This is a genomic window from Butyrivibrio sp. DSM 10294 (assembly GCF_028539135.1).
Taxonomy (GTDB): domain Bacteria; phylum Bacillota; class Clostridia; order Lachnospirales; family Lachnospiraceae; genus Butyrivibrio.
Genome location: NZ_JANSWL010000075.1, coordinates 1 through 6758, shown reverse-complemented (window position 1 = coordinate 6758; position 6758 = coordinate 1). Strand labels below are relative to the sequence as shown.

The window sequence follows — 6758 nt, the reverse complement described above, 5'->3', positions numbered from 1 at the left end:
CCATACAAGAGTATGAGCTCTCATCTTAAGGCCGTTCTGGTAGCAGATCTTCATAACTTCATCAACAGTGTTGAAGTTGATCTGAGGAACATACTGCTCATTGTATCCGCTGGGGATGTAGTATCCCTGGTTCTTAGCCTGGCTTACAGATATAAGTCTTGCTGAGCCGCCGAGAAGAGCATCAGGCTTCATCTCGTTCTCAAGTGTGATTGAATTGTAGTGCTGCTTAAGGATGCTAAGCTGACTGGAGTCTCTGAGCTGATACAGGTTGATACATGTTCCTGAATAGCCGTACTGTGCACCGTAGGTGTTAAGAAGGTTAGCCCCTACTGTCTGACCCTGGTTGCCGCCTGTGCTTCCGCCGGTGCTGCCACCTGTGTTTCCGCCTGAAGATGATCCTGAACCGTTGCCCCATGTAAGGTAGTCAACGTATGCATCCCATGTGCCGTCATCTGCGGACACGGTCAGCTGAACAGTTACATCGCCTGTCTTGTGACTTACGTTCTCGATGGTGTACTCTGCAGGATACGAATCTCCAAAATAGAATGTACCCTTCTTCTCTCCGGCGATCTTAAGATCTACTTTTGCCATGTTGCTGTTGTTGGAACAGCCGCGGAGAGTGAAACTGTGAGTGCCGTATGCGAAATACTGGTTAAAGCTCAGTGTATCGTTGTTTGCATAGAGAGCTGCGCCGCTAAAAGGGCTGCTGATAGAGCCGGTGTACTGACCGCTCTTGGTCATGCTCTCGCACTCAACTTTGTCGTCGGCAGCTTTCGCTACCTGTGCTGTGGTACTGTTGCCGAATATTGATCCCCCAATCAACATAAGGCCCAGTGCTACTGCCAAACCTCTTTTCATACCATAACTCCTTTCCCTAGTTGAAATAATATAATGCAAGCAGCTTTAGCATAGCAATTCTGGGCTTTTTTTACATGTCAAATATTGCTTCGTGGCTTTCAATTATTGCTTATTTTGTAAATTTTTGCGATATTTTTTTAAATTATTTGTAATAATCAGGGAAAATGATTGATTTATTGCACAAAATGTTTGAAAGATTAAGAGATGCCATTGTGAAAAATAGCGGAAAAAAAGATGTAAGTAGCAGGGGACGGTTGTGAGTCAATGGGGACGGTTCTTTGTGACTCGCTTCGTGAGTCACAAAGAACCGTCCCCATTGACTCACAACCGTCCCCAAGGGTTCTCATATCATCTCTGGAAACTCAACTTATCTCGCCATATACCCCAGCACAAACACAAGCGGCGAATTCCAATATATCGTAATCTCATTCGTCGAATACGATCTCATATCATCCGCATATCTCTTCATCGCCGGCTGATCAGCCATATTCTCCATATTTGCCGCCTCGTCGCAGGGCCTGAAATTCGGGCCGCCGGAAACAAATCCGGGAATAGGATCATCAATGCCGTCAGCCTCAGTGGGACGAAGGTGCGGATGCCTGAAGGCTCTCTCACCGATGCCCGTCACATAGCTGATATCATTTGCGTTTCTTCCAAATATATAGTCAAGCTGATACTCCGCTGTCCAGAGATATCCAACATCTCCTGTGAGATAATGGGCAACGCACAGAACAATGGCATTGGTCAGTACCACCATGTTGCTGCCCCAGACAAATTCAGCGGGACGAAGCGTAAGGCCAAAGTCATTGTTACATGCAACACTCTTCAGTCTGTTGGCCTCATCAACCCACTTAAGAACCATCCTGTTATACAGATCTTCGCCAAACAGCTCCTTGCCGCCGTTTATAACAGCCAGTGTGCCAAGTCCTCCGACATCAGCCCAGCCAAGGCTGTACAGGCTGATTCTAAGCTCAAGCACGCTCAAAATGATCTTCCTGGCATCCTCACGACCGTCCAGACGGAACATCTCAGCCGCAGCCCAGAGTCTTTCGTCGGTGTCGCACATATCCTCATAGGTTCCTGTCGTAACCTCGGTAGGATTCTCAAATACAAAGGCCGGGTTCTTCACAAGCCAGTCCCAGGCAAGCCTTGCGGCATCAGCCAGAACCTTGGCATACTCCTCGTCATAAGCCTTGTAAATGCGGCTTGCCAGCGCCATAATAGCTGCAAAATCACCTGTAGCAAGGCTCGATACCGGTGTGATCACCATATCAAGATCATCCTCATCAGGCATCACAAATCCGCAGAAATTCTGTGAAGTACACTTGTGGTGAACTCCGCCGTCCTCATCCTGCATATCCAGCATCCAGTCCAGCTCGTACTTGCACTCAGCCAGAATGTCAGGATACTTGCCGCCGCTCTCGGGGATGTTAAGATCCATGGTCAGAGCCCCCGGGAACATCTCATAACCGTATAAAATATGAGCAAGAGCCACCGCGCCCGCTGTCACGTATCTGCCGTAATCGCCCGCATCATGCCAGCCGCCCAGCATCTTGCGGCGGATTTTCGGGTTCTCCAGAAGATATCCGCCTCCGCAGTGACATGCCTTCCTTGCGAACACTCCCGCATACTTTTCCTCCAGCTCCATTCCGCAGCGCTGGAAGTAAAACATCTTCATGGAAGCCTTAAGAGCCTCATGATAGTGGTTCTTTTTTATAACGAATTCCGCACTCTTATTGCCTTTTCCGTCGGTAAAATAGTAGCTCCCCTGCTCCCTTACCTCGGAAAAATCCACAACAGCCGTATCCTCTCCGCTGTTGTCGTCGTGGTGCAGCGCAAGTTTCCCCTTTAGTACCTCTCTTCCGCTCTTTGTATAAAGGGTAAAATTCTCATCTCCCGCCAATGTTGCCTTTTTCTTGGATTCCGGTGAATAACCGGCCTGATTCACATATACCATTTTCTGCCTCCTTGAAAATCCCCTTCTCTGTGAATGTTTGTCTTATAATATAATATATAAAAACAAGCTCATTTTAAACACATTCTTTTTTATCATTCACATTGCACAGCTCTGCGTTATGCTGTATTATGCTTATGAGTAAAATGGCATCTTTATTAACGAGGACTAACATGAGTAAATTTAAGAATAATGACGGAACGGTAAAAAAACGTAAGAAACTCCCCTGGTTTGTCAGACTCCTTCTGTGGTTTGGCATCAGTGACCTGATAATTGCAGCGGGAATCATCCTTACTTTCAAATTCTATGTGTATGGCGCTGTCATGATAGATACCGACAACGTCGACACCATCACAATCAAAGTAAATAAGGAAGGCGAGGTAACAAGCGTATATTCCGGATCCCCCGAGGGCCGGGCAGCCATCGGCACAGAGAGCCTTCTCTTTAGCGATGTTGACACCGCAGTCAGCGCTGTGATGCTCAATCTCGTGGATATGGGCTATATAACAGAAGACAATCCCTCAGCACTTATCTCCGCCTATGCAAGAACCGATGAGCTGGGCGAGGAGCTGGCTGAAGAGCTGATGTATGATGCAGCCTACGCCGCTTCCGATGTAATGGACAGCAACTTCGAGAACGCACTGGTTCTTGATCAGACTATCGACAATGATGCATGGACCAAGGGCTTTGCCGCCAGATACAATATTCCCACCGGTAAGGGCGCTTTTATCATGAGAATCGTCAGCAGCAATCCTTCATTGTCAGCAGGTGAACTCGCAGCCAAGACTTATCCCGAGATTCTCCTTGCCTGCTACGAAGCCGATTCAGACCCTTACGAGTTCATCGACATTCTTGGTTACCCCGAGGACCTTCTCGGTGACGACTCCGAGGATGAAGACAACGAAGACTATGAAGACTATGAAGAGTCCGAAGATAATTGGGATACAGAGGAGTATGAGGACGGCGAAGTTGATGAGTCTGACACCGAGGAAAATGCCGTAGATGAGTACTGGAACAACTACGACAACACCCTTGAGGACAACGAGTATTCCGAGGATGAGGAAGACGAAGTCGATGACGCTTCTGAAGATGATACTGATTTCTATGAAGACGACGACGATGTTTCCTACCCCGGCGGAGCCACCGGCAACACCTCTACCAGCACCACAAGACCTTCCCGCGGTTATACCAGCAGCGACTACAGTAACGAAGATGACACCTCAGATGATTACGACGAAGACGATTACAGCGATGACACCACTGAGGACACAACCGGGGACAGCTCAGATGATACCTGGGTTGAGCCCGATTACAGCAGCTGGTTCAGTAACACCGGCGGCAACTGATTTCCAATAATTCTTATATTTTTGCGAATATAAAAAGATGCATTTTGGCAAAAGATAACAATTCTTTTATCAAATGCATCTTTTTTTTGTGCAAATAATTCATCCAAAATTTGATTTTATTACGACTTTTTTAAAAAATATCAATGTTTTTTACAATAATAGCAACTTCTGCGCACCACATAGCAATCTTTGGTATGTGATTCTTTAGGAGAATTGCTATGATGAAACTGCTTACAGTACACTATTCAACTAGGGAAAGGAGTTTTTGTATGAAAAGAGGTTTGGCAGTAGTACTGAGCCTTATGTTGTTTGGGGGAGCAATATTTGGCACTGGTACAACAGCACAGGCGGCCTCTGTTACCAATGGCAGCTATGTCAAGGGTGACAATGAGAACAACCCGCTTGTGACACAGAACTACGGCGCAGATCCTGGTGTTCTGGTGTATAACGACACAGTTTACATCTACACAACCAATGACACACAGGAATTCGCCGGCAACAACGAAAACACATACGGCAAGATTAACACACTCAACTGTTATTCTTCCAAGGACATGGTCAACTGGACAGACCATGGCAGCTTTAAGATCGCAGGTAGCGGCGGAGCCGCTAAGTGGGCATCCAATTCATGGGCTCCCTGCATCGCAACCAAGAAAATAAACGGTAAGGACAAGTTCTTCCTTTATTTCGCTAACAACGCCAGCAGCATCGGCGTTCTTACAGCAGACAGTCCTACAGGACCCTGGACAGATCCTCTCGGACGTGCTTTCATAACCAGGCAGACAGCAGGCTGCAGCGGTGTTGAATGGATGTTTGACCCCTCAGTTCTCGTTGATTCTGACGGAACAGGTTATCTTTACTTCGGTGGCGGCGTTCCTTCCGGACAGTACGCACATCCCAAGACAGCAAGAGTTATCAAGCTTGGCAGCAACATGATTTCAACTTCAGGCTCAGCTGCTACAATCGATGCTCCTTATCTTTTCGAGGATTCAGGCATCAACAAGATTGGTAACACATACTTCTACTCATACTGCTCTAACTGGAACTGCTCCAACGGTTACAGCAACGCAGCAATCGAGTACATGACAAGTTCTAATCCTATGGGACCTTTCACATACCAGGGCGAGGTCATGAAGAACCCCGGTGTATTCTTCTCAGGTTCAACAGGAAACAACCACCACGCTATCTTTGAGTTCAAGGGCAGCTACTACATGGCTTATCACACAAGATCAGTTGAGTCCAAGATCATCGGCAAGAGCCTTGGTTACAGAACAACTCAGATCGATAAGATCAATGTATCAGGTGGCAGGATTAGCGCACTCAAACCTACAATGTCAGGTGTTTCACAGCTTTCATACGTTAACCCTTATGACGCTGTTCAGGCTGAGACAATGTTCACACAGGCTGGCATCACCGTTTCAGGTAACGGCGACGGAGTAGCTTGGGTAGGCAGCATCTCCAACGGCGACTACACTAAGGTTAAGGGCGTTAACTTCTCCAAGGGACTTAGCTCCATCACAGTTAACGTAAACAGCAGAGGTTCAGGCACAATCCAGGTTAGAGAGAACAGCCCTTCAGGCAATCTTCTCGGAACCATCAACCTTTCTAACACCAACGGAAGCAACAAGAGTTTCACAGGCACCATGAAGAACGTATCCGGTGTGAAGAACATCGTATTCGTATTCAACGGAAGCTTTGAATTCGACTACTGGCAGGCCGCTGGCACAGGCGAGACAGCAGGTGGCGGCAACCAGGGTGGCAACGAAGGTGGAAACCAGGGTGGTAACCAGGGTGGTAACCAGGGCGGAAATGAGTCAGCTCAGGGCAGAGACACAGTCCAGTGTGAAGATATGACCAAGAGCGGCCAGTACACAGGCACAATCTCAAGTCCGTTCAACGGCGTTGCACTTTATGCTAACAATGACACTGTAAGCTTTGATCAGTATTTCGCATATGGCACACACAGCTTTACTCTTCGCGGCTGCTCCAACAACAGCAACATGGCAAGAGTAGACCTTAAGATCGGCGGTGAGAAGGTTGGTACCTTCTACTACGGTGATGAGTATCCCGCAGAGTACACCATCGAGAACGTTAACCACAAGACAGGTGCAGTTACTGTTGAACTCACTGTTTCAGCAGACGACGGCACATGGGATGCATATCTTGATTACCTCACATGGGGCAATGGCTCAGGTTCATCTTCAGGAAACCAGGGCGGCAACAGTGGCAATCAGGGTGGCAACACCGGTAATCAGGGACAGGGTCAGACCGTTGAGGCTAACCTCCTTAATACCTACGGAGCTAAGTACGGCTATTCAGGAACATGTATCAACCTGTATCAGCTCAGAGACTCCAGCCAGCTCAACATCCTTAAGCAGCACTACAACTCAATCACACTTGAGAACGAGATGAAGCCCGATGCACTTCTTGGCAGCTCAGCAAGACTTATCTCTGTAAGTCAGGCTAAGAACCAGGGATACTACATCCCCAGCGGATACAATGAGCAGTATGTTCCTCAGATCAACTTCAACACTGTTGATGAAGTTATGAAGATCTGCTACCAGAACGGCCTTAAGATGAGAGCTCATACTCTTGTATGG

The 6758-nt window shown here is 47.5% G+C and carries 4 protein-coding genes; 2 read left to right on the top strand and 2 right to left on the bottom strand.

Going from position 1 to position 6758, the window contains the following annotated elements:
• Both NXH67_RS09225 and NXH67_RS09220 read right to left on the bottom strand, forming a co-directional pair.
• Nucleotides 1–858, bottom strand: an 858-nt coding sequence (locus NXH67_RS09225) for an endo-1,4-beta-xylanase (RefSeq protein WP_272797204.1), incomplete at its 3' end; no start/stop codon positions are given.
• Nucleotides 859–1225: 367 nt separating this feature from the next.
• Complete coding sequence (locus NXH67_RS09220) at nucleotides 1226–2815, bottom strand: glycoside hydrolase family 9 protein (protein ID WP_272797203.1); 1590 nt, start codon at nucleotides 2813–2815, stop codon at nucleotides 1226–1228.
• A 170-nt stretch (nucleotides 2816–2985) separates the two neighbouring features.
• Here NXH67_RS09220 and NXH67_RS09215 point away from each other — a divergent pair, with 170 nt between their 5' ends.
• Entirely contained in the window at nucleotides 2986–4158 is a 1173-nt protein-coding gene (locus NXH67_RS09215; RefSeq protein WP_272797202.1) for a hypothetical protein, read from the top strand.
• Nucleotides 4159–4427: 269 nt separating this feature from the next.
• A partial coding sequence (locus tag NXH67_RS09210; protein ID WP_272797201.1) for a family 43 glycosylhydrolase occupies nucleotides 4428–6758 on the top strand: 2331 nt, incomplete at its 3' end.

Bases quoted from the DNA above. Each gene is read 5' to 3' on its own strand.
- NXH67_RS09220 (WP_272797203.1), bottom strand. From the start codon at position 2,815: ATGGTATATGTGAATCAGGCCGGTTATTCACCGGAATCCAAGAAAAAG.
- NXH67_RS09215 (WP_272797202.1), top strand. From the start codon at position 2,986: ATGAGTAAATTTAAGAATAATGACGGAACGGTAAAAAAACGTAAGAAA.